This is a genomic window from Pseudomonas sp. MWU13-3659 (assembly GCF_023757525.1).
GTDB lineage: Bacteria > Pseudomonadota > Gammaproteobacteria > Pseudomonadales > Pseudomonadaceae > Aquipseudomonas > Aquipseudomonas entomophila_E.
Genome location: NZ_JAMSHW010000006.1, coordinates 240,868 through 263,341, shown reverse-complemented (window position 1 = coordinate 263,341; position 22,474 = coordinate 240,868). Strand labels below are relative to the sequence as shown.

Here is a 22,474-nt window from a genome sequence, read left to right as displayed (position 1 = left end):
AGCCCGCTCCTACAGGAACTGTGCTGCCCTTGTGATTGCTTTTCTCTGCACGGCAGCGCAGCCCGATGGGCTGTCCGCGCAATATCTTGACCTAGTAATTCTGTACGTATTTAACGTATAGGATGGCAATATCCTTTGCTTTGAAGAGCAAGGAAAAACCCATGCCACGCAACATCTTCACTGAACTCACCGAAGGCTTCGACGCCCTGGCCGAGGAGCGTACCGGCAAGCTGACCTTGCGTTCGCACAAGGTCGCCTTCGAGGAGCTGACCCCCTTGGCTCCGAACGAGCTTACCGACCTCAGGCAGCAGCTCAACATGTCGCGCGCGGTGTTCGCCGCCTACCTGCGCACCAATGTCCGCACCCTGGAGAATTGGGAACAAGGGCGCTCCAAGCCCAACGCCCAGGCCGTGGCCCTTATCCGATTGGTGCAAAAATACCCGGAAACCGTCGAGCACCTGTCTACCCTGCGATAACCCGTCACTATTGAAAGCAGATAGACCATTTCGACGAAACAAGCTGCATAACGACACCACTCTGCACCTTAATTACGACCGCCCCGCTTCATAAAATGGCCACCAGTCATTTCCTATACTCAGGCTCCGCCCCCTGCGCAGCCTCCCTGGCAAGGTCACCCAATGAACAAGAAAAACCGCCACCCCGCCGACGGCAAGAAACCCATCACCATCTTCGGCCCGGACTTCCCCTTTGCCTTCGATGACTGGCTGGAACACCCGGCCGGCCTGGGTAGCATCCCCAAGGAACGGCATGGCGAGGAAGTGGCGATCGTCGGTGGCGGCATCGCCGGGCTGGTGGCGGCCTACGAACTGATGAAACTGGGCCTCAAACCGGTGGTGTATGAAGCCTCAAAGCTGGGCGGCCGGCTGCGTTCGCAGGCCTTCAACGGCACCGACGGCATCGTCGCCGAACTGGGCGGCATGCGCTTCCCGGTCTCGTCCACGGCGTTCTACCACTACGTCGACAAGCTGGGCCTTGAGACCAAGCCCTTCCCCAACCCGCTTACCCCGGCCTCGGGCAGCACGGTGATCGACCTGGAAGGCCAGACCTACTACGTCGAGAAATCCGCCGACCTGCCGCAGTTGTTCCATGAAGTGGCCGACGCCTGGGCCGATGCCCTGGAGAGCGGCGCACAGTTCGGCGATATCCAGCAGGCCATCCGCGACCGCGATGTGCCGCGCCTGAAAGACCTGTGGAACAAGCTGGTGCCGCTGTGGGACGACCGCACCTTCTACGATTTCGTCGCCACCTCGCGCTCGTTCGCCAAGCTGAGCTTCCAGCACCGCGAAGTGTTCGGCCAGGTGGGCTTCGGCACCGGCGGTTGGGACTCCGACTTCCCCAACTCGATGCTGGAAATCTTCCGCGTGGTGATGACCAACTGCGATGACCACCAGCACCTGGTGGTGGGTGGTGTCGAGCAGGTGCCGCAAGGCATCTGGCGCCATGTACCGGAACGCTGCGCCCACTGGCCGGCCGGCACCAGCCTCAAGACCCTGCACAGCGGCGCGCCGCGTGCCGGGGTCAAGCGGATCGCCCGTGCCGCCGATGGCCGCCTGGCGGTCACCGACAATTACGGCGACACTCGCCACTACGCGGCAGTGCTCACCACCTGCCAGAGCTGGCTGCTGACCACCCAGATCGACTGCGAGGAATCGCTGTTCTCGCAGAAGATGTGGATGGCCCTGGACCGCACCCGCTACATGCAGTCGTCGAAGACGTTCGTGATGGTCGACCGGCCGTTCTGGAAGGACAAGGACCCGGAAACCGGCCGCGACCTGATGAGCATGACCCTCACCGACCGCCTGACCCGTGGCACCTACCTGTTCGACAACGGCGACGACAAGCCGGGGGTGATCTGCCTGTCCTACGCCTGGATGAGCGATGCCCTGAAGATGCTGCCGCACCCGACGGAAAAGCGCGTGCAGTTGGCCCTCGACGCGCTGAAGAAGATCTACCCGAAGACCGATATCGCCGGGCACATCATCGGCGACCCGATCACCATCTCGTGGGAGGCCGACCCGCACTTCCTCGGCGCCTTCAAGGGCGCGCTGCCGGGCCACTACCGCTACAACCAGCGCATGTACGCGCACTTCATGCAGCAGGACATGCCAACCGAACAGCGCGGCATCTTCATCGCCGGCGACGACGTGTCGTGGACCCCGGCCTGGGTGGAAGGCGCGGTGCAGACTTCGCTGAATGCGGTGTGGGGTATCATGAACCACTTCGGTGGCCAGACCCACCCGGACAACCCCGGCCCAGGCGATGTGTTCCACGAGATCGGACCGATCGCCCTGGCCGACTGAGCGAAGGAGTAGTGCCATGCGCATCGCCCTGTTCCAGGGTACGCCCGGCCCGCTGGACGTGCCCGGCAATCTCGAGCGCCTGCAACACCAGGCCCAGCAGGCTGCCGCCCAGGGCGCGCAGCTGCTGGTGTGCCCGGAGATGTTCCTCAGCGGCTACAACATCGGCGGCCTGGACCAGGTAGAGCGCCTGGCCGAGGCCGTCGATGGACCATCGGCGATGACCGTGGTGGAGATCGCCCAGACGCTCCGGATCGCCATCGTCTATGGCTATCCGGAGCGTGCCGAGGATGGCGCGATCTACAACAGTGTGCAGTTGATCGATGCCCATGGCCGCAGCCTGTGCAACTACCGCAAGACCCATCTGTTCGGTGAACTCGACCGTTCGATGTTCAGCCCGGGTGCCAACCACTTCCCGGTGGTCGAGCTGGATGGCTGGAAGGTCGGGATGCTGATCTGCTACGACATCGAGTTCCCGGAGAACGCCCGGCGCCTGGCGCTGGAGGGCGCCGAGCTGATCCTGGTGCCGACGGCGAACATGGCGCCCTACGATTTCGTCTGCCAGGTAACCGTGCGCTCGCGGGCGCAGGAGAACCAGTGCTACCTGGTGTATGCCAACTATTGCGGCAGCGAAGGCGAGATCCGGTATTGCGGGCAGAGCAGCATCATCGGGCCGGAAGGTGATGTGCTGGCGATGGCGGGACATGAAGAGTGCCAGTTGCTGGCGGACCTGCAGCGCGAGCGTGTCCTGAATGGACGTGCGGCGTTTCCGTATCTCACCGACCTGCGCCAGGAACTGCACGGGCGCCGGGGCTGACCCTGTTCGCCGGCAAGCCGGCTCCTACCACGGTCCACGTAGGAGCCGGCTTGCCGGCGAACAGGCCATCACAGACAACATCGCCTTGGCGCGCTAGCATGGCGGCATGCCCGACACCCTCCGCCACCTCACCCTCGCCAACGGCCTGCAACTGACCCTGCGCCATGCCCCGCGCCTCAAGCGTGCGGCCGCGGCACTGCGGGTGCATGCCGGCAGCCACGATGCTCCGGCGAAATGGCCTGGCCTGGCCCACTTCCTTGAGCACCTGTTTTTCCTCGGCACAGCACGTTTCCCGCTGGAAGATGGCCTGATGCGTCATGTCCAGGGCCTGGGTGGCCAGGTCAATGCCAGCACCCGCGAACGCACCACCGATTTCTTCTTCGAGGTGCCGCCCAGCGCCCTGGCCGGCGCGCTTGAGCGCCTGTGCCAGATGCTTGCCGAGCCCGACTTCGGCCTGGACCGCCAGCACCGCGAGCGCGAGGTGATACATGCCGAGTTCATCGCCTGGGCGCGCAACCCCGAAGCACAGCACCAGTTTGCCCTGCTCCAGTCCGTGTCGCCGCACCACCCCCTCGGTGGCTTCCACGCCGGCAATCGGCACAGCCTGCCATTGCAGGACGGCGCCTTCCAGCGAGCGCTGGAACATTTTCATCGGCACTTCTACCAGGGTGGGCAGATCATCCTGAGCCTGGCCGGGCCACAATCACTGGACACGCTGGAGCAACTCGGCCGGCAATTCGGTGGGGTATTTGCGGCGGGAGCCCGTCGCGAACAGCAAGCACCACCGGCCTTGCTCGACGGGCCCCTGCGGCCGCCCGTGGCCAGTGGATCGCGCCACGACCTGCTCTTCGCCCACGAGGGCCTGCCACCCGCCGCGGAGCAGGCGCTGGATTTGCTGCTGGCCCTGCTGAATGACAGCCGCCCCGGTGGCTGGCTGGCCGAGCTGCGTCAACGCGGTTGGCTGCAAGGCTGTCGAACACAGGTGTTGTACGCCTTCTCAGGGCAGATGCTTTGGCATATCCAGTTGCAACTGTCTCCCAATGCTTCACCATGCACCGCGCAGGCCTTGCTGCAGGGCTGGCTGGGCTTCATCCGGCAGCAATCGCTGCAACAGCTGAACAACGCCTACAGCCACCTGCGACAACGCCGCGAACAGGCTGGCAGCGCCCTCGACCTGGCCCGGTGCGACAGTACCGGCCAACCGTTCCAAGGGCTCGACGAACAGGGCCTGGCAGCGTTCGGTAAACTCCTGGAGGCCTTGCCACACCAACGCTCAGGCCGCTGGCAACTGCCGCCCGCAGAACCCTTGCTGGATGCTTCGTCAGCCGCTGGCGCCGCTCAACCGCCGCTGGGCCTGCCCATCGACAACAACCTGCCATCCACGCGACAGTTCGCTGCCCTGTACCTGCGCTGGCACATCCCCTCGCCCCTGCGCCGGCGCTTTCAGGCAGTTCTCGAGCGCGCCTTGCAACCGCTGCAGGAGCGCGCCGAGCGGGTCTCGCTGCAATTTGCTTTCGGCGCCAGCGGCGAATACTGGCAACTACGTGTCGCCGGACAACCCGTGGCGGTGATCCGGTGCGCCGAGGAAGCCCTCGGGATCATGCGTGCCCCGGCCACAAAGTACTGGCATGCGCCAGCAGCCGTGCAACCGACGCTGATCCCGATACGCGCGCTGCTCAAGGCACTTCCGAATGCGTTGCTGCCTGGCGAGGCACAAGCACAGCCATCCTGCCGCCTCGATTCGTCACTGCTCGACGCACTCTGGCAACAGGCCCGCTGGCACGGCCTGGCGGTAGGTTTCGACGGCGCGCAGCTCGGCGTACTGGGCGCGGCCTTGGCGGATGTCACGGGGTTGCCTGGCAAAGGGCAGCCTCCAGCGGGCGTTCACGGACGCCAGTGGTGCCAGGTCCCCACTCAAGGCAGCGAGCCCGCCCTGCTGCTGTTCTGCCCGCTGCCAGTCGCACTGCAAGCCTGCGGCCGCCTGCTTGCACATTTGCTGCAGGGCCCGGTCTACCAGCGCCTGCGGGTCGAGCTGCAACTGGGGTATGCGGTGTTCAGCGCGTTTCGCCAGGTAGAGGGCCACTGCGGCCTGCTGTTTGGCGTGCAGTCACCTCACGCCAGCCATGCGCAGATCCTCGGGCACCTGCTCACGCTGCTGAACGATGGCGCGCACCTCGACATCGGTGCCCGCCAACAGCTTGCCGAGCAGTTCGACGAGGCCGCCATGCCAAACGCAGAAGTCGCCGAGTGGGCCTGGCAAGCACATATGGCGACACAAAATCCGGATCTTTGCGAAATGAAGCGGTCTATTCTCTCTGTCGAGCAGCCGCAGCTGGATGCCTTGTTGCAGCAATTGCTTGCCGCCGAACACGGTTGGCTGTGCCTGGCCAATGCCTGCGCCCCCGACGACCAGTGGCAGGCAACAGCATTGGATTGTTACTGAGAATGCAATGGCGCTTTTCGAATAATTAACCTTTCGGTACAAATTTTTCTTGTAAGATAGCGCAATCTCGGTCAATGAAATCGCCAATCGCAGGCGATATCCAGCCGTCACCGTTCAACCCAAAACCCATCCGGAAGGAGTCATCCCATGTGGACCAAACCTGCATACACCGACCTGCGTATCGGCTTCGAAGTGACCATGTACTTCGCCAACCGCTAAGCAGTAGCGCGGTTAGACGCCTCGGCCTGCCGGGGCGTTGTCGTTTTTCGGATACGGTTTGAAAAGGGTCGCCATGTACATCCAGATTCTCGGTTCCGCCGCCGGTGGCGGGTTCCCCCAGTGGAACTGCAACTGCGCCAACTGCAAGGGTTATCGCGATGGCAGCCTGCGTGCCAGCGCGCGCACCCAGTCGTCCATCACCCTGTCCGACGACGGCGAGCACTGGATCCTGTGCAATGCCTCGCCGGACATCCGCGCCCAGTTGCAGGCATTCGCGCCGATGCAACCGGCCCGCGCCCTGCGCGACACCGGCATCAACGCCATCGTCCTGCTCGACAGCCAGATCGACCACACCACCGGCCTGCTCAGCCTGCGCGAGGGCTGCCCGCATCAGGTGTGGTGCACCGACATGGTCCACCAGGACCTGACCACGGGCTTCCCGCTGTTCAACATGCTCAGCCACTGGAACGGTGGCCTGGTGTGGAACCGCATCGAGCTGGAAGGCAGCTTTGTCATCGAGGCCTGCCCGAACCTCAGGTTCACCCCCTTCCCCCTGCGCAGCGCCGCACCGCCCTACTCGCCGCACCGTTTCGACCCGCATCCGGGCGACAACCTGGGGCTGCTGGTGGAAGACACCCGCACCGGCGGCAAGCTGTTCTATGCCCCGGGCCTAGGCCAGGTCGACGACCAGCTGCTGGAGATGATGGGCGGCGCCGACTGCCTGCTGGTCGACGGCACCCTGTGGGAGGATGATGAAATGCAACGCCGTGGTGTCGGCACCCGTACCGGCCGCGAGATGGGCCACCTGGCACAGAACGGGCCGGGCGGCATGCTTGAGGTGCTGGATGGCTTCCCGCGCCAGCGCAAGGTGCTCATCCATATCAACAACACCAACCCGATTCTCGATGAGGACTCCCCCGAGCGCGCCGAAGTGGTTCGCCGCGGGGTGGAAGTCGCCTTCGATGGCATGAGCATCGAGCTGTGAGTGCTGGCCTCAGGAGTCCGCTTGATGAATGACACCGCACCAATGTCACCTGCCGAGTTCGAGCAGGCCCTGCGCGCCAAGGGCGCCTTCTACCACATCCACCACCCCTACCACGTGGCGATGTATGAAGGCCGCGCCACCCGCGAGCAGATCCAGGGCTGGGTGGCCAACCGCTTCTACTACCAGGTGAACATCCCCATGAAGGATGCCGCGATCCTGGCCAACTGCCCGGACCGCGAGGTCCGCCGCGAGTGGGTCCAGCGCCTGCTCGACCATGACGGCGCCCCGGGCGAGGACGGTGGCATCGAAGCCTGGCTGCGCCTCGGCCAGGCCGTGGGCCTGGACCCGGACCAACTGCGCAGCCAGGAGCTGGTGCTGCCCGGCGTGCGCTTCGCCGTCGACGCCTACGTCAACTTCGCCCGCCGCGCCAGCTGGCAGGAGGCCGCCAGCAGCTCGCTGACCGAGCTGTTCGCCCCGCAGATCCACCAGTCGCGCCTGGACAGCTGGCCGCAGCACTACCCGTGGATCGACCCGGCCGGCTACGAATATTTCCGCACGCGCCTGGGCCAGGCCCGTCGCGATGTCGAGCACGGCCTGGCGATCACCCTGGCGCACTACACCACCCGCGAGGGCCAGGCGCGCATGCTGGAGATCCTGCAGTTCAAGCTGGATATCCTCTGGAGCATGCTCGACGCCATGAGCATGGCCTATGAACTGAACCGCCCGCCCTATCACAGCGTCACCAACGAGCGGGTCTGGCACAAGGGGATCGCCCTATGAGTTTCGACCGTCAACAGGTGCCCGCCTGGCGCCCCGGCTACCGCTTCCAGTACGAGCCGGCGCAGAAGGGCCATGTGTTGCTGTACCCCGAAGGCATGATCAAGCTCAACGACAGCGCCGGCCTGATCGGCGGGCTGATCGACGGGCAGCGCAGCGTCGCGGCGATCATCGATGAGCTGCAGCAGCAATTCCCCGGTGTGCCCGAAGTCGCCGACGACATCGAGCAATTCATGGAGGTGGCCCGTGCCGAACACTGGATCACCCTCGCCTGAGGTGCCGGTCGGCCTGCCGCTGTGGCTGCTGGCCGAACTCACCTACCGCTGCCCGTTGCAGTGCCCGTACTGCTCCAACCCGCTGGATTTCGCCGAGCAGGGCAAGGAGCTGACCACCGCGCAGTGGTTCAAGGTAATGGCCGAGGCCCGCGAGATGGGCGCTGCGCAGATCGGCTTCTCCGGTGGCGAACCGCTGGTGCGCCAGGACCTCGCCGAACTGATCGGCGAAGCCCGGCGCCTGGGTTACTACACCAACCTGATCACCTCCGGCATCGGCCTGACCGAGCAGAAGATTGCCGCGTTCAAGCAGGCCGGGCTGGACCATATCCAGATCAGCTTCCAGGCCAGCGACGAGCAGGTGAACAACCTGCTGGCCGGGTCGAAGAAGGCCTTCGCGCAGAAGCTTGAGATGGCCCGGGCGGTGAAAGCCCATGGCTATCCGATGGTGCTGAACTTCGTCACCCACAGGCACAACATCGACAAGATCGACCGCATCATCGAGCTGTGCATCGCGCTCGAGGCCGACTTCGTCGAGCTCGCCACCTGCCAGTTCTACGGCTGGGCGCACCTCAACCGCCTGGGCTTGCTACCGACCCGTGTGCAGCTGGAGCGGGCCGAGCGTATCACCAATGAGTACCGCGCCAAGCTCAAGGCCGAAGGTAGCCCTTGCAAGCTGATTTTCGTCACCCCGGACTACTACGAAGAACGCCCCAAGGCCTGCATGAACGGCTGGGGCAGCCTGTTCCTGACCATTACCCCGGACGGCACCGCGCTGCCCTGCCATGGTGCGCGGCAACTGCCGGTGCAGTTCCCCAACGTGCGCGACCACGACCTGCGGCACATCTGGTACGACTCGTTCGGTTTCAACCGCTTCCGCGGCTATGAATGGATGCCCGAGCCGTGCCGCTCGTGCGACGAGAAGGAAAAGGACTTCGGCGGCTGCCGCTGCCAGGCCTTCATGCTCACCGGCGACGCCAGCAAGGCCGACCCGGTGTGCGGCAAGTCACCGGACCACGGCATCATCCTCAAGGCACGCGAGGAGGCCGAGCAGGCAACACTGGAGATCGAACAGATGACCTTCCGCAATGAGCGTAACTCCCATGTCATCGCCCGCGGCTGAGTTCAGCGCCGCCCAGGCGGTGGCCGCCGGCACCGACTTCGCCGAACTCAAGGTTAGCGAGCACGGCCTGTTCTGGAACGAGTTCCGCCCCGCCGATGGCGCCTGTCGGATCTGGTATTGGCGCGCTCAGCAGGCGCGCTGCCTGACGCCGGACGGGTTCAGCGTGCGCAGCCGGGTTTATGAATATGGCGGCGGCAGCTTCTGCCTCGCTGGCGACGCCGTGGTGTTCGTCAACGAAAAGGACCAACAGGTCTACCACCAGGCGCTGGATGGCGTGACGCCGCGTGTATTGACCCACGACGAGCAGTGCCGTTACGGCGATGTGCAATGGCATGACGGCGTGCTGCTGGCTGTCGAGGAACGGCACGCCGAACGCGTCGAGCACCGTCTGGTTGCCTTCGAGGAGGGGCGACGCAGGGTCCTAGCCGAAGGCGCGGATTTCTACGCGTCCCCCACCTTGAGCAACGATGGCCGGCGCTTGGCCTGGGTCGAATGGGACCGCCCGGCACAGCCTTGGACGGTGACTCGCCTGATGTGTCGAGATCGAGAAACGGGCGGCGCCTGGGGCACGGCGCGTTGTATCGCCGGTCTCGACGAATCGCTGCAGCAACCTCGTTTCGATGCCGACGGCCACTTGTACTGCCTCTCCGACCGAGACGGATTCTGGCAGCCCTGGGGTGAAGTGGCTGGGCACTGGCAAGCGCTGCCCTCCGCACCCGCCGACCATGCCGGTGCCCCCTGGCAAATGGGCGCCAGCACCTGGCTGCCCTTCGGCCCCGGGCAATACCTGGCCAGCTGGTTCGAAGAGGGCTTCGGGCAGCTGGGCCTGCGCAACTTCGACGGTGAAATGGAACGCTTCGCCAGTGCCTACACCCGATTCCGCAGCCTGGCGATGGACGATGGGCACATCTATGCCATCGCGGCATCGCCGATCAGCCCGGCTGCGGTCATTGCCATCGACCGTGGTAACCACGAGGTACAGGTTCTGGCGGGCGGTGCGCAAGTCCTGCCCAACGGATCGATCAGCCTTCCCCAGCCCATCCGCTACAACAGCGGCGATGGCCAGGCCCATGGTTTCTTCTATCCCGCCATCGACAGCACCACCCCACCACCGCTGGTGGTGTTCATCCACGGCGGGCCTACCTCGGCCTGCTACCCGGTGCTGGATACCCGTATCCAGTACTGGACCCAGCGTGGCTTTGCCGTCGCCGACCTGAATTATCGGGGCAGCAGCTGCTATGGCCGGGCCTACCGCCAGGCCTTGCACCTACGCTGGGGAGAAAGCGATGTGGACGACGCCTGTGCCGCGGTCGCTCATCTTGCCGGGCAAGGTCTGGTCGATGCCAGCCAGGCATTCATTCGTGGCGGCAGCGCCGGTGGCTACACCACGCTGTGCGCCCTGGCTTTCCATGATGTGTTCCGCGCGGGTGCCAGCCTGTATGGCGTGAGTGACCCGCTGGCGCTGGGGCGGGCAACCCACAAGTTCGAAGGCGACTACCTCGACTGGCTGATCGGCGACCCGGAGCGGGATGCCGAACGCTATCGCCAGCGCACGCCATTGCTGCATGCCGAACGGATCCGGGTGCCGGTGATCTTCTTCCAGGGCGAACTAGATGCTGTTGTGGTGCCGGAGCAGACGCGCAGCATGCTGGAGGCGCTGAAGGCCAACGGTATCAAGGCCGAGGGGCATTTCTATGCGGGTGAGCGGCATGGGTTCCGTCAGGCAGAGAACCTGGCGCATGCGCTGGAAGAAGAGTGGAAGTTCTATTGCCGGGTGCTTGGCCGGTAAACACCAGCCCGGCTTTGCCGGGCATCGCCAGCAAGGCTGGCTCCTACGGGATGCGTTTGCTGCAGAAGCGTTCGCGCATCTGTAGGAGCCGGCTTGCCGGCGAACCAGGCGACGCGATGCATGGCACCGGCTTTGCCGGTGTTCGCCGGCAAGCCGGCTCCTACGGGCAGACAAACAAAAACGCCCCCGGCCTTTCGACCGGGGGCGTTTTCAGTTCAGCCTGAAACTAATCAGTTCTTGGCTTTCTTGGCAGCGCGGGTACGCTCGCCTTCGTCGAGGATCTTCTTGCGCAGACGGATCGACTTAGGCGTGACTTCGCACAGCTCGTCATCCTGGATGAATTCCAGGGCTTGCTCGAGGGTGTGGCGAACCGGCGGAACCAGGGCGATGACTTCGTCCTTGCCCGAAGCACGCATGTTGTCGAGCTTCTTGCCTTTGGTCGGGTTCACGCCCAGGTCGTTGTCACGGCTGTTCAGGCCGATGATCTGACCGTTGTAGATGTCCTGGCCGTGCTCGATGAACAGCTTGCCGCGAGCCTGCAGGGTTTCCAGCGAGTAGGTCAGCGCCTTGCCGGTCTCGATCGAAACCAGAACGCCGTTCAGGCGGCCGGACATGGTGCCTGGCTTCATGGTGTCGTAGCGATCGAAGATCGAGGTCAGGATGCCGGCACCGTTGGTCAGGGTCAGGAACTGGTTACGGAAACCGATCAGACCGCGAGCCGGTACGTTGTACTCCAGACGCACACGACCTTTGCCGTCCGGCGCCATGTTGGTCAGGTCGCCCTTACGCAGGCCCATCTCTTCCATGACCTTGCCCTGGGACTCTTCAGGGATGTCGATGGTGACGTTCTCGAACGGCTCCTGCTTGACGCCATTCACTTCGCGGATGATCACTTCAGGACGGCCAACGGCCATTTCGAAGCCTTCACGACGCATGGTTTCGATCAGTACCGACAGGTGCAGCTCACCACGGCCGGAAACCTTGAACTTGTCAGCCGAGTCGCCTTCTTCAACGCGCAGTGCAACGTTGTACAGCAGCTCTTTGTCCAGACGCTCCTTGATGTTACGGGAGGTCACGAACTTGCCTTCCTTGCCGCAGAACGGCGAGTCGTTGACCTGGAAGGTCATCGAAACGGTCGGCTCGTCGACGGTCAGGGGCTTCATCGCCTCGACGTTGTTCATGTCGCACAGGGTGTCGGAAATGAACAGTTCGTCAAAACCGCTGATGCAAACGATGTCGCCAGCCTGGGCTTCTTCGACGTCGATGCGGTGCAGGCCGTGGTGGCCCATCAGCTTCAGGATACGGCCGTTACGCTTCTTGCCGTCGACATCGATGGCGACAACCGGAGTGTTCGGCTTGATGCGACCACGGGCGATACGGCCAACGCCGATAACACCGAGGAAGCTGTTGTAGTCCAGTGCGGAGATCTGCATCTGGAACGGGCCATCGACGTCAACGCTTGGTGCTGGCACGTTGTCGACGATCGACTGGTACAGCGGGGTCATGTCTTCGGCCATGGCGGTGTGGTCCAGGCCGGCAATGCCGTTCAGGGCCGAGGCGTAGACAACCTGGAAGTCCAGCTGGTCGTCGGTGGCGCCGAGGTTGTCGAACAGGTCGAAGATCTGGTCCAGAACCCAGTCAGGACGCGCGCCCGGACGGTCGACCTTGTTGATCACGACGATTGGCTTCAGGCCAGCTTCGAAGGCCTTCTTCGTTACGAAACGGGTTTGCGGCATCGGGCCGTCCTGGGCGTCGACCAGCAGCAGCACGGAGTCGACCATCGACATTACACGCTCAACCTCGCCACCGAAGTCGGCGTGGCCGGGGGTGTCGACGATGTTGATGTGGTAGCCGTTCCAGTTGATGGCGGTGTTTTTCGCCAGGATGGTAATGCCGCGCTCTTTTTCCTGGTCGTTGGAGTCCATGACGCGCTCGTCGTTGAGCTCGTTACGCTCCAGGGTGCCGGACTGGCGCAGGAGTTTGTCGACCAGGGTGGTTTTACCATGGTCAACGTGGGCGATGATGGCGATGTTACGCAGATTTTCGATCACAACTGTATCTCGATCAGAGGATTCGGTTGCCACCCAGTGTAGGTGGCCAATATGTACTGTTTAAGGCTCAGCGGGCCCGGCGGTCGGGAGGGCGATGGCGGATGCTGCCGCCATACAGCCCTGGCGTCTTATGTCGGACGATAAACACGCACATTGGCATGTCCCTCACTGAGCAGGTGGTGTGCGTGCAGACGGCTCATCACACCCTTGTCGCAATACAGCAGGTACTGGCGCGTAGGGTCCAGGTGCTTGAACTTGCTGTTGATCGCGTAGAACGGCATGGCCTGGACTTCGATACCGTCCAGTGCCAGCGGCTCGTCTTCCTGGGCATCGGGGTGACGAATGTCGATGACGATCTGGCCGGGCAGCGCCTCGGCCACTTCCTCGATCTCGATGTCCTTGCCCAGCTCGTCGATCACGTGGTCGATGGAGATGAACTTGGCGCGCTCCAGGGCACGCTCCAGCACTTCCATCTCGAACTGCTTCTCTTCGTGCTCCATGCGATGACGCTTGGCGTGGGTGGTCGGGTTCACCGAAATCACGCCGCAGTACTCAGGCATGTGCTTGGCGAAGTCGGCAGTGCCGATTTCGGTGGCCTGGTCGATGATGTCCTGCTTGTGGCTGGCCAGCAGCGGGCGCAGTACCAGCTTGTCGGTGGCCGAGTCGATGATCGACAGGTTGGGCAGGGTCTGGCTGGAGACCTGGGAGATCGCCTCGCCGGTGACCAGGGCGTCGATCTCCAGGCGGTCGGCCATGCGCGCGGCCGCGCGCAGCATCATGCGCTTGAGCGTGACGCCCATGTAGCTGTTGTCGACCTTGTTGAGAATCTCGCCGACCACTTCCTCGAACGGCACGCTGATGAACAGCACGCGCTGGCTGCTGCCGTACTTCTTCCACAGGAAGTGGGCCACTTCCATCACGCCCAGTTCGTGGGCACGGCCACCGAGGTTGAAGAAGCAGAAATGGGTCATCAGGCCGCGGCGCATCATCTGGTAGGCCGCCACGGTGGAGTCGAAGCCACCGGACATCAGCACCAGCGTTTGCTCCAGGGCGCCGAGCGGGTAGCCGCCGATGCCATTGTGCTGGTTGTGGATCACGTACAGGCGCTGGTCGCGGATCTCGATGCGCACCAGCACTTCCGGCTTCTTCAGCTCGATACCGGCTGCACCGCACTGCTGGCGCAACTGGCTGCCGACGTAACGGTCGACGTCCATCGAGGTGAAGTCGTGGTGGCCACCGCGCTTGCAGCGCACGGCGAAGTGCTTGCCGGCCAGCAGGTGGCCGAAGTGGTGCTTGCACTTGGCGACGATGTCGTCGAAGTCGCCCAGCGGGTACTCCTCGACCTGCAGGAAGTGGGTGATACCCGGGGTGCAGGTGAGGCGCTCGATCATTTCACGCTGGATCTTCTCGTCCTCGACGCGGGTGACCACCTCGAGGTTGTCCCAGACACCATCAACCGCGAGCTCGGGATCCAGGTCCTTGAGCACGTTGCGGATGTTCTTGGCGAGCTGGCGGATGAAGCGCTTGCGCACCGGCCGGCTCTTGATGGTGATCTCTGGGAAGACTTTGACGATAAGTTTCATTGGTTTAACAGCGCGCGCAGGGCCTGCCGAAAATGAGGGGCGCGAATTATAGCGGAAATTGCTCAAGGTTTGAGCAACTTTTGTACAGAAGGTTAGATTTGCCGAGCCCGAGCCAAGCACCGCACCTGTAGGAGCCGGCTTTGCCGGCGAAAGGGCCGGCCCAGGCACTGCAAGGTGATCGCCAGGATCGATGCAGGGCGTTAAGTCTTGGGCTGTCCATGCGGTCGCTTTCGCCGGCAAAGCCGGCTCCTACAGGAGAAAGCCGCCGCCAACCCCGCATCGCACCAATATGGTGCGCTCGATCTTGATTGCGCCCTCAATGCGTGCACGAATGCTTCCTGCAGCTACGCTAAATGCCCGTCAACGCCGGGTTTTATCCCGGCCTCGCCATTTTTGGGCACTGGCATGCAATTTGCTCCCTTGTGAGGCAGGTAAGCTTGGCCGACTATCCGCGCCCAGCGACACCCTTTTTCCAGGGCTGCGGCCAACCGCGCCCTAGACCATCCGGAGGACAACATGTCGAAGTCGGTTCAACTCATCAAAGATCATGACGTCAAGTGGATTGATCTGCGTTTCACGGACACCAAAGGCAAGCAGCACCACGTCACCATGCCGGCTCGCGATGCGCTGGAAGACGACTTCTTCGAAATCGGCAAGATGTTCGACGGTTCGTCGATCGAAGGCTGGAAAGGCATCGAAGCCTCCGACATGATCCTGCTGCCGGATGACGCCTCCGCCGTGCTGGACCCGTTCACCGAAGAGCCGACCCTGATCCTGGTCTGCGACGTGATCGAGCCGTCCACCATGCAGGGCTACGACCGCGACCCACGCGCCATCGCCAAGCGTGCCGAAGAGTACCTGAAGACCACCGGTATCGGTGACACCGTCTTCGTCGGCCCGGAGCCTGAGTTCTTCATCTTCGACCAGGTCAAGTTCAAGTCGGACATCTCTGGCTCGATGTTCAAGATCTACTCCGAGCAAGGCTCCTGGATGACCGACCAGGACGTCGAAGGCGGCAACAAGGGCCACCGCCCAGCTGTCAAAGGCGGCTACTTCCCGGTTCCGCCGTGCGACCACGACCACGAAATCCGTACCGCCATGTGCAACGCCATGGAAGAGATGGGCCTGGTCATCGAAGTCCACCACCACGAAGTGGCGACTGCCGGCCAGAACGAGATCGGTGTGAAGTTCAACACCCTGGTCACCAAGGCTGACGAAGTCCAGACCCTGAAGTACTGCGTGCACAACGTGGCCGACGCCTACGGCAAGACCGCCACCTTCATGCCGAAGCCGCTGTACGGCGACAACGGTTCGGGCATGCACGTGCACATGTCGATCTCCAAAGACGGCAAGAACACCTTCTCGGGCGAAGGTTATGCCGGCCTGTCCGATACCGCCCTGTACTTCATCGGCGGCATCATCAAGCACGGCAAGGCCCTGAACGGCTTCACCAACCCGGCCACCAACTCCTACAAGCGTCTGGTGCCAGGCTTCGAAGCTCCGGTGATGCTGGCCTACTCGGCCCGTAACCGTTCGGCCTCGATCCGTATCCCTTACGTTTCCAGCCCGAAAGCCCGCCGCATCGAAGCGCGCTTCCCGGACCCGGCGGCCAACCCATACCTGTGCTTCGCCGCCCTGCTGATGGCCGGCCTGGACGGTATCCAGAACAAGATCCACCCAGGCGATGCCGCCGACAAGAACCTGTACGACCTGCCGCCTGAAGAGGCGAAAGAGATCCCACAGGTTTGCGGCAGCCTGAAAGAAGCCCTGGAAGAGCTGGACAAGGGCCGTGCGTTCCTGACCAAGGGCGGCGTGTTCTCCGACGATTTCATCGATGCCTACATCGAGCTGAAGTCGGAAGAAGAGATCAAGGTCCGTACCTTCGTTCACCCGCTGGAATACGACCTGTACTACAGCGTTTGATGTAGCCGACGCCTGGCGTCGCTGACATCGATATGAAACGGCCTCCCTTGGGAGGCCGTTTCCATTTGCACGACGGCAAGATAGGACTAAACCTATTGCCGCCTTCGAACCAATACAGAGACTCCAGTCTCCATCTACCTCAGGAGACCGCCATGCGTATCCCCCTTGCCCTGACCTGCTGCCTCGCCTTGTCCGGCTGCGCCTCCCCAGCGACAACCTCCCCTGAACTCGGCCACCTGCTCGATACCATCGATCGGCGCCTGGACCTCGCCGAGACAGTCGCCCTGCACAAGTGGGACCAGCGCCAGGCGGTCCAGGCCAGTGCCCGCGAAGAGCAAGTGTTGGCCAGTGCACGCCAGGCCGCACCTGCCCACCAGCTTGATCCGGCGCGCGCCGCAGCGTTCTTCGCCGACCAGATCGAGGCCAACAAACTTCTGCAATATCAACTGCTCGACAGCTGGCACCTCGCACGGCAAGCACCCAGCCTCGCCCGCCGGGACCTTGGCAAGGAGGTGCGCCCCGAACTGGACCGGCTGCAAGACCAACTGCTCGCCGCCCTCGCCCGCTTCGACCAGACCCTGCCACGCGATTGCGCCGCTCAGCTGGCCGACGCCCTGCAACAGCGCACGCACAACCCCGCTCGCCACCTTGCCTTGATTCGCGCCAGCGGCCAGCTGTGCAAAACGCCTTGACCGCTCTATGCTCCATATTGGTGCACGATAGAATCGAGCGCCCCATCATGCACCCCAATATGGGTCACATGAATCGATAAACCAGGGCTTTCTGGTCTGTATCTGCGCATAACCAGGGCTTTATCCGGATATTCCGCTTCTTTTCGGAGCCTTGGTTTGGTTCTTGCATTTTCACAGCATCCAGCACGTTATCCGTGCGCGCCCCTGGCCAGCCTCGGGGCGCCAATGTGCCAAAAGAGGTCAACGACGCCTTATGACCATCAGCGATGCACAGCACCGTCTGCTCCTGGACAACCTGACCACGGCCACGCTCCTGCTCAATGCCGAACTGCGCCTTGAGTACATGAACCCGGCCGCGGAAATGCTCCTGGCCGTCAGCGGCCAGCGCAGCCATGGGCAGTTCATCAGCGAGCTGTTCACCGAATCGACCGAGGCGCTCAACTCGCTGCGCCAGGCGGTCGAGCAGGCGCACCCGTTCACCAAGCGCGAAGCCCAGCTCACCTCGCTGACCGGCCAGACCATCACCGTCGACTACGCCGTCACCCCCATCCTGCATCAGGGCCAGACCCTGCTGCTGCTCGAAGTGCACCCGCGTGACCGCCTGCTGCGCATCACCAAGGAAGAAGCCCAGCTGAGCAAGCAGGAAACCACCAAGATGCTGGTGCGCGGCCTGGCCCACGAGATCAAGAACCCGTTGGGCGGGATCCGTGGCGCGGCGCAGTTGCTGGCCCGAGAGCTCCCTGAAGACGACCTGCGCGACTACACCAACGTGATCATCGAGGAAGCCGACCGCCTGCGTAACCTGGTCGACCGCATGCTCGGCTCGAACAAGCTGCCGTCGCTGGCCATGACCAACATCCACGAAGTGCTGGAGCGGGTGTGCAGCCTGGTCGAGGCCGAGAGCCAGGGTTGCATCACGTTGGTGCGCGACTACGACCCGAGCCTGCCGGACGTGCTGATCGACCGCGAACAGATGATCCAGGCCGTGCTCAACATCGTGCGCAACGCCATGCAGGCCATCGGCAGCCAGAACGAGCTGCGCCTGGGGCGCATTGCGCTGCGCAGCCGCGCGGTGCGCCAGTTCACCATCGGCCATGTGCGCCACCGCCTGGTGGCCCGGGTCGAGATTGTCGACAACGGCCCGGGCATCCCCCCGGAGCTGCAGGACACCCTCTTCTACCCCATGGTCAGCGGCCGCCCGGACGGTACCGGGCTGGGCCTGGCCATCACCCAGAACATCATCAGCCAGCACCAGGGCCTGATCGAGTGTGAAAGCCACCCCGGCCATACCGCGTTCTCGATCTACCTGCCCCTGGAACAAGGAGCCACCGCCCCATGAGCCGAAGTGAAACCGTCTGGATCGTCGATGATGATCGCTCCATCCGCTGGGTACTGGAGAAGGCCCTGCAGCAGGAGGGGATGACCACCCAGAGCTTCGACAGCGCCGATGGTGTCATGGGCCGCCTGGCCCGCCAGCAACCGGACGTGATCATTTCCGACATCCGCATGCCGGGGGCCAGCGGCCTCGACCTGCTGGCGCAGATCCGCGAGCAGCACCCGCGCCTGCCGGTGATCATCATGACCGCCCACTCCGACCTGGACAGCGCCGTGGCGTCGTATCAAGGTGGTGCGTTCGAGTACCTGCCCAAGCCATTCGACGTCGACGAGGCGGTGTCGCTGGTCAAGCGCGCCAACCAGCACGCCCAGGAGCAACAGGCGCTGGACGTGCCGCAAGCCCTGGCCCGCACCCCCGAGATCATCGGCGAGGCGCCGGCGATGCAGGAGGTGTTCCGTGCCATCGGCCGCCTCAGCCACTCCAACATCACCGTGCTGATCAATGGTGAGTCCGGTACCGGCAAGGAGTTGGTGGCCCACGCCCTGCACCGCCACAGCCCGCGCGCGGCGTCGCCGTTCATCGCCCTGAACATGGCGGCGATCCCCAAGGACCTGATGGAGTCCGAGCTGTTCGGCCATGAGAAAGGCGCCTTCACTGGCGCCGCCAACCTGCGCCGTGGTCGTTTCGAGCAAGCCGACGGCGGCACGCTGTTCCTCGACGAGATCGGCGACATGCCCGCCGACACCCAGACCCGCCTGCTGCGGGTGCTGGCCGATGGCGAGTTCTACCGGGTCGGCGGCCACGTGCCGGTGAAGGTCGACGTGCGCATCATCGCCGCCACCCACCAGAACCTCGAGTCGCTGGTGCAGGCCGGCAAGTTCCGGGAAGACCTGTTCCACCGCCTCAACGTGATCCGCATCCATATCCCGCGCCTGGCTGACCGTCGCGAGGACATCCCGGCCCTGGCCCGTCACTTCCTCGGCCGCGCCGCCCAGGAGCTGGCGGTCGAGCCCAAGCTGCTCAAACCGGAAACCGAGGAATTCATCCGCAACCTGCCGTGGCCGGGCAACGTGCGCCAGCTGGAGAACACCTGCCGCTGGATCACCGTGATGGCGTCCAGCCGCGAAGTGCTGGTTGGCGACCTGCCGCCGGAACTGCTCAATCTGCCCCAGGACGCCGCGCCGGTGACCAACTGGGAGCAGGCCTTGCGCCAGTGGGCCGACCAGGCGCTGGCCCGTGGCCAATCGAGCCTGCTCGACAGTGCCGTGCCGAGCTTCGAGCGAATCATGATCGAGACCGCGCTCAAGCACACCGCTGGGCGCCGTCGTGACGCGGCGGTGCTGCTGGGTTGGGGGCGCAACACCTTGACGCGCAAGATCAAGGAGTTGGGGATGAAGGTCGATGGTGGGGATGATGATGAGGGTGAGGATCACTAAGCCGAGCTGAAGCATCCATCCCGGGGCTGCTGCGCAGCCCTTCGCCGGCAAGCCGGCTCCTACAGGTATAGCGCCATTCTTGTAGGAGCCGGCTTGCCGGCGAAGGGCCGCGAGGCGGCCCCAGTCGTTTCCAGGCCCCATGCACCGATCCTGTGCCGCTTGCACCGTGTGAAGGCACAAATCCCATCAAAACCTGGCTAAACAGCCCTCAAAGCCAGCATTTGCGGGCAAGGAAAACCTGGCACGCCCCCTGCAATAGACACCGTATCTCCAGTTTCGGGGACCCTGGTACAGGCAGGCCGGGACATCCCCTCTTTTATTCGTGCAACCTCACCTGCACCCGCCAGCGCCCATCGTCCTCTGCACCGGTCCACTCACCGCGCAGGGGACGGGCGGCCACCACGCTCAGCACCAGCCCCTCTTCGCTTTTCTGCAGGCGCCAGCCCACCGGCTTGCCCTGCATCGTCAGCTGGCCGCGCTGGGCCTTGCCCTGGGCCTCGAACACCACCGCCACGGTGCCTTCGACATTCTCACCGTGCAGCTTGGGCTCCTCGTTGAACCACAGGTCGAGGCCGTCCTGCACTACCGTTACCTGCTCCAGCACCCGTTCCTCGGGTGTGGTCAGGCGGCCGATCATCATGCCGACCATCAGCCCGACAATGGCCAGGGACAGGATCACCCGCGGGAAGGCCTTCGAACGCAGGTCCGGTTCGAGGGTAGAATGCTCGTCATCTTCACGCCTGGAGCCGTGCATGTTTCACGTCATCCTTTTTCAACCAGAAATTCCGCCGAACACCGGCAACATCATCCGCCTCTGCGCCAACAGCGGCTGCGCCCTGCACCTGATCGAGCCCATCAGCTTCGAACTGGACGACAAGCGCCTGCGCCGGGCAGGGCTGGATTACCACGAGTATGCCACGCTCAAGCGCCACGAGAGCCTGGCCAGCTGCCTGGAAAGCCTCGGCAACCCACGGCTGTTCGCCTTTACCACCAAGGGTTCGCACCCGTTCCACGAAGTCGCCTACCAACCCGGTGACGCCTTCCTGTTCGGCCCCGAGAGCCGTGGCCTGCCGGCGCAGGTGCTGGACAGCCTGCCGGCGGAGCAGCGCCTGCGCCTGCCGATGCGGCCGGGCTGCCGCAGCCTGAACCTGTCCAACACCGTGGCGGTGACGGTTTACGAGGCGTGGCGCCAGCAGGGCTTTGCCGGGAGCTGAGCCGGTTCCTACGCCACCTGTAGGAGCCGGCTTGCCGGCGAACAGTCCCGACAGGCAAGAAAAAAGCGCCCCTCGAGGCGCTTTTTTCATGGCTTGCAGCCTTACTGCACGGTCGGCACTTCACCGGCTTCCTGCATGCGCTGCATCTCTTGCGCGTACAGGGCGTCGAAGTTGACCGGCGACAGCATCAGGGCCGGGAACGAACCGCGGGTCACCAGGCTGTCCAGGGTTTCACGGGCGTACGGGAACAGGATGTTCGGGCAGAACGCGCCGAGGGTGTGGCTCATGGAAGCGGCGTCGAGGTTGGCGATCAGGAAGATGCCGGCCTGCTGCACTTCGGCGATGAAGGCCACTTCGTCACCGTTCTTGACGGTTACCGACAGGGTCAGTACCACTTCGTGGAAGTCGCCTTCCAGGGCTTTCTGGCGGGTGTTCAGGTCCAGCGAAACGCTCGGTTCCCACTGCTGGCGGAAGATCTGCGGGCTTTTCGGGGCCTCGAACGACAGATCACGTACATAGATGCGCTGCAGGGAGAATTGTGGGGCGTTGGCGTCAGTGGCGCCGTTGGTCTGTTGCTCGGTCATGGCAGATCCTTTTCCTAATGTTCTTGATTGCAGTGCGAATCAGGCCGCCAGCAGCGCGTCGAGCTTGCCCGCGCGCTCCAGGGCATAGAGGTCATCGCAACCACCGACGTGCGTGCTGCCGATCCAGATCTGCGGTACCGAGGTGCGGCCGGCCTTCTGGCTCATTTCGGCGCGAACCTGGGGTTTGCCGTCGACCTTGATCTCCTCGAACGCCACGCCCTTGCTCTCGAGCAGGTACTTGGCGCGCATGCAGTAGGGGCAGTAGTCGCTGGAATAGACGATGACGGGCTTCATATCACTTCACCAGGGGCAGGTTATCGGCTTTCCAGCTGGAAACGCCACCGCTGAGCTTGGCGGCGGTGAAACCAGCCTTGAGCAGCTCGCGGCACAGGGTGCCGGACTGCTGGCCCATCGCGTCGACGACGATCAGGGTCTTGTCTTTGTGCTTTTCCAGCTCGCTCATGCGGCCGGCCACTTTGTCCTGCGGAATGTTCAGCGCACCGACGATATGCCCGGCCGAGTACTCCTTCGCTGGGCGGATATCGATCACCACGGCTTTCTCCGAATTGACCAGGGCAGTCAGTTGGCCGTTGCTCAGGCTCTGGCCGCCGCGGCGGACTTCGTTGATCAGCAGCAGGATCAACAGGACGACGAAGATCGCCACCAGGATGAAGTGATCTGTCGCGAATTGAATCAGGTGAGCAACCATCAGGGGTGTTCCAGGCGATTGAAAATGGCGGCCAGTATACACAGCCCCCCATGACCGCCAAAGCCCACCGGGCCGGCCGGAAAACCACCTTCATGTTCCATATCCGACCGCGCTGGTCGGGCAAGGGGAGGAATATTCGCCGCCGCTGGCGGATTTGCCCTAAAATGCGTGTCTTTATCATCTTTGAACAACCGTGAGTTTGA

Annotated in this window: 21 protein-coding genes; 15 read left to right on the top strand and 6 right to left on the bottom strand. The window is 63.6% G+C overall.

The window, feature by feature from the left end; genetic code table 11:
- The first annotated feature begins 161 nt into the window (after positions 1-161).
- From NGM28_RS10845 to NGM28_RS10800, 10 genes are all read left to right on the top strand, one after another.
- Complete coding sequence (locus NGM28_RS10845; protein WP_252090116.1) at positions 162-476, top strand: helix-turn-helix domain-containing protein; 315 nt, start codon at positions 162-164, stop codon at positions 474-476.
- 162 nt (positions 477-638) lie between these two features.
- Positions 639-2,321, top strand: coding sequence for a flavin monoamine oxidase family protein (locus NGM28_RS10840; RefSeq protein ID WP_240063908.1), 1,683 nt, complete (start codon positions 639-641; stop codon positions 2,319-2,321).
- A 16-nt stretch (positions 2,322-2,337) separates the two neighbouring features.
- Positions 2,338-3,135 carry a carbon-nitrogen hydrolase family protein gene (locus NGM28_RS10835; RefSeq protein WP_252090115.1) on the top strand — a complete coding sequence of 266 codons (798 nt, stop codon included), beginning with the start codon at positions 2,338-2,340 and terminating at the stop codon, positions 3,133-3,135.
- Positions 3,136-3,241: 106 nt separating this feature from the next.
- On the top strand, positions 3,242-5,578 hold the full coding sequence (gene pqqF / locus NGM28_RS10830; protein WP_252090114.1) for a pyrroloquinoline quinone biosynthesis protein PqqF: 2,337 nt from the start codon (positions 3,242-3,244) through the stop codon (positions 5,576-5,578).
- A 147-nt stretch (positions 5,579-5,725) separates the two neighbouring features.
- Entirely contained in the window at positions 5,726-5,797 is a 72-nt protein-coding gene (gene pqqA, locus NGM28_RS10825) for a pyrroloquinoline quinone precursor peptide PqqA (RefSeq protein WP_003243383.1), read from the top strand.
- 73 nt (positions 5,798-5,870) lie between these two features.
- A complete protein-coding gene (gene pqqB / locus NGM28_RS10820; RefSeq protein WP_252090113.1) occupies positions 5,871-6,782 on the top strand; it encodes a pyrroloquinoline quinone biosynthesis protein PqqB in 912 nt (303 codons plus the stop codon).
- Between the two features lie 24 nt (positions 6,783-6,806).
- Entirely contained in the window at positions 6,807-7,562 is a 756-nt protein-coding gene (gene pqqC / locus NGM28_RS10815; protein ID WP_240063912.1) for a pyrroloquinoline-quinone synthase PqqC, read from the top strand.
- The gene (pqqD, locus tag NGM28_RS10810; RefSeq protein ID WP_011531813.1) at positions 7,559-7,834 is read left to right on the top strand and encodes a pyrroloquinoline quinone biosynthesis peptide chaperone PqqD; all 276 of its coding nucleotides are present in this window, start codon (positions 7,559-7,561) and stop codon (positions 7,832-7,834) included. The genes pqqC and pqqD overlap by 4 nt, the downstream gene beginning before the upstream one ends.
- Positions 7,806-8,954, top strand: coding sequence for a pyrroloquinoline quinone biosynthesis protein PqqE (gene pqqE / locus NGM28_RS10805; protein WP_252090112.1), 1,149 nt, complete (start codon positions 7,806-7,808; stop codon positions 8,952-8,954). The genes pqqD and pqqE overlap by 29 nt, the downstream gene beginning before the upstream one ends.
- Positions 8,920-10,743, top strand: a complete 1,824-nt coding sequence (locus tag NGM28_RS10800) for an alpha/beta hydrolase family protein (protein WP_252090111.1) — start codon at positions 8,920-8,922, stop codon at positions 10,741-10,743. Before pqqE ends, NGM28_RS10800 begins: the two co-directional genes overlap by 35 nt.
- A 230-nt stretch (positions 10,744-10,973) precedes the next feature.
- On the opposite strand, the gene typA is transcribed toward NGM28_RS10800, so the two are convergent.
- Positions 10,974-12,794 carry a translational GTPase TypA gene (gene typA, locus NGM28_RS10795; protein WP_011531810.1) on the bottom strand — a complete coding sequence of 607 codons (1,821 nt, stop codon included), beginning with the start codon at positions 12,792-12,794 and terminating at the stop codon, positions 10,974-10,976.
- Between the two features lie 128 nt (positions 12,795-12,922).
- Entirely contained in the window at positions 12,923-14,377 is a 1,455-nt protein-coding gene (gene thiI / locus NGM28_RS10790; protein WP_252090110.1) for a tRNA uracil 4-sulfurtransferase ThiI, read from the bottom strand.
- A gap of 516 nt (positions 14,378-14,893) precedes the next feature.
- Between thiI and glnA the strand changes: the two genes are divergently transcribed.
- From glnA to ntrC, 4 genes are all read left to right on the top strand, one after another.
- The gene (gene glnA / locus NGM28_RS10785; protein WP_011531808.1) at positions 14,894-16,300 is read left to right on the top strand and encodes a glutamate--ammonia ligase; all 1,407 of its coding nucleotides are present in this window, start codon (positions 14,894-14,896) and stop codon (positions 16,298-16,300) included.
- Positions 16,301-16,452: 152 nt separating this feature from the next.
- Positions 16,453-16,992: a chorismate mutase gene (locus tag NGM28_RS10780; protein WP_252090109.1), complete on the top strand. Its 540-nt coding sequence runs from the start codon at positions 16,453-16,455 to the stop codon at positions 16,990-16,992.
- Between the two features lie 253 nt (positions 16,993-17,245).
- A complete protein-coding gene (gene glnL, locus NGM28_RS10775) occupies positions 17,246-18,331 on the top strand; it encodes a nitrogen regulation protein NR(II) (protein WP_240063917.1) in 1,086 nt (361 codons plus the stop codon).
- Positions 18,328-19,764, top strand: coding sequence for a nitrogen regulation protein NR(I) (gene ntrC / locus NGM28_RS10770; RefSeq protein ID WP_011531805.1), 1,437 nt, complete (start codon positions 18,328-18,330; stop codon positions 19,762-19,764). The genes glnL and ntrC overlap by 4 nt, the downstream gene beginning before the upstream one ends.
- A 316-nt stretch (positions 19,765-20,080) precedes the next feature.
- Here the strand turns inward: ntrC and NGM28_RS10765 are convergent, their stop codons facing one another.
- A complete protein-coding gene (locus NGM28_RS10765) occupies positions 20,081-20,518 on the bottom strand; it encodes a hypothetical protein (RefSeq protein ID WP_240063918.1) in 438 nt (145 codons plus the stop codon).
- Here NGM28_RS10765 and trmL point away from each other — a divergent pair.
- A complete protein-coding gene (trmL, locus tag NGM28_RS10760) occupies positions 20,517-20,978 on the top strand; it encodes a tRNA (uridine(34)/cytosine(34)/5-carboxymethylaminomethyluridine(34)-2'-O)-methyltransferase TrmL (RefSeq protein ID WP_240063919.1) in 462 nt (153 codons plus the stop codon). The two genes, NGM28_RS10765 and trmL, sit on opposite strands and share 2 nt — an antisense overlap.
- Before the next feature lie 101 nt (positions 20,979-21,079).
- On the opposite strand, the gene secB is transcribed toward trmL, so the two are convergent.
- Genes secB through NGM28_RS10745 form a run of 3 tightly spaced genes read right to left on the bottom strand, consistent with a single transcriptional unit; the run spans position 21,080 to position 22,271 of the window.
- Positions 21,080-21,562: a protein-export chaperone SecB gene (secB, locus tag NGM28_RS10755; RefSeq protein WP_011531802.1), complete on the bottom strand. Its 483-nt coding sequence runs from the start codon at positions 21,560-21,562 to the stop codon at positions 21,080-21,082.
- 39 nt (positions 21,563-21,601) lie between these two features.
- Positions 21,602-21,856, bottom strand: coding sequence for a glutaredoxin 3 (grxC, locus tag NGM28_RS10750; RefSeq protein WP_003249204.1), 255 nt, complete (start codon positions 21,854-21,856; stop codon positions 21,602-21,604).
- A gap of 1 nt (position 21,857) precedes the next feature.
- Complete coding sequence (locus NGM28_RS10745; RefSeq protein WP_240063920.1) at positions 21,858-22,271, bottom strand: rhodanese-like domain-containing protein; 414 nt, start codon at positions 22,269-22,271, stop codon at positions 21,858-21,860.
- Positions 22,272-22,474 lie beyond the last annotated feature (203 nt).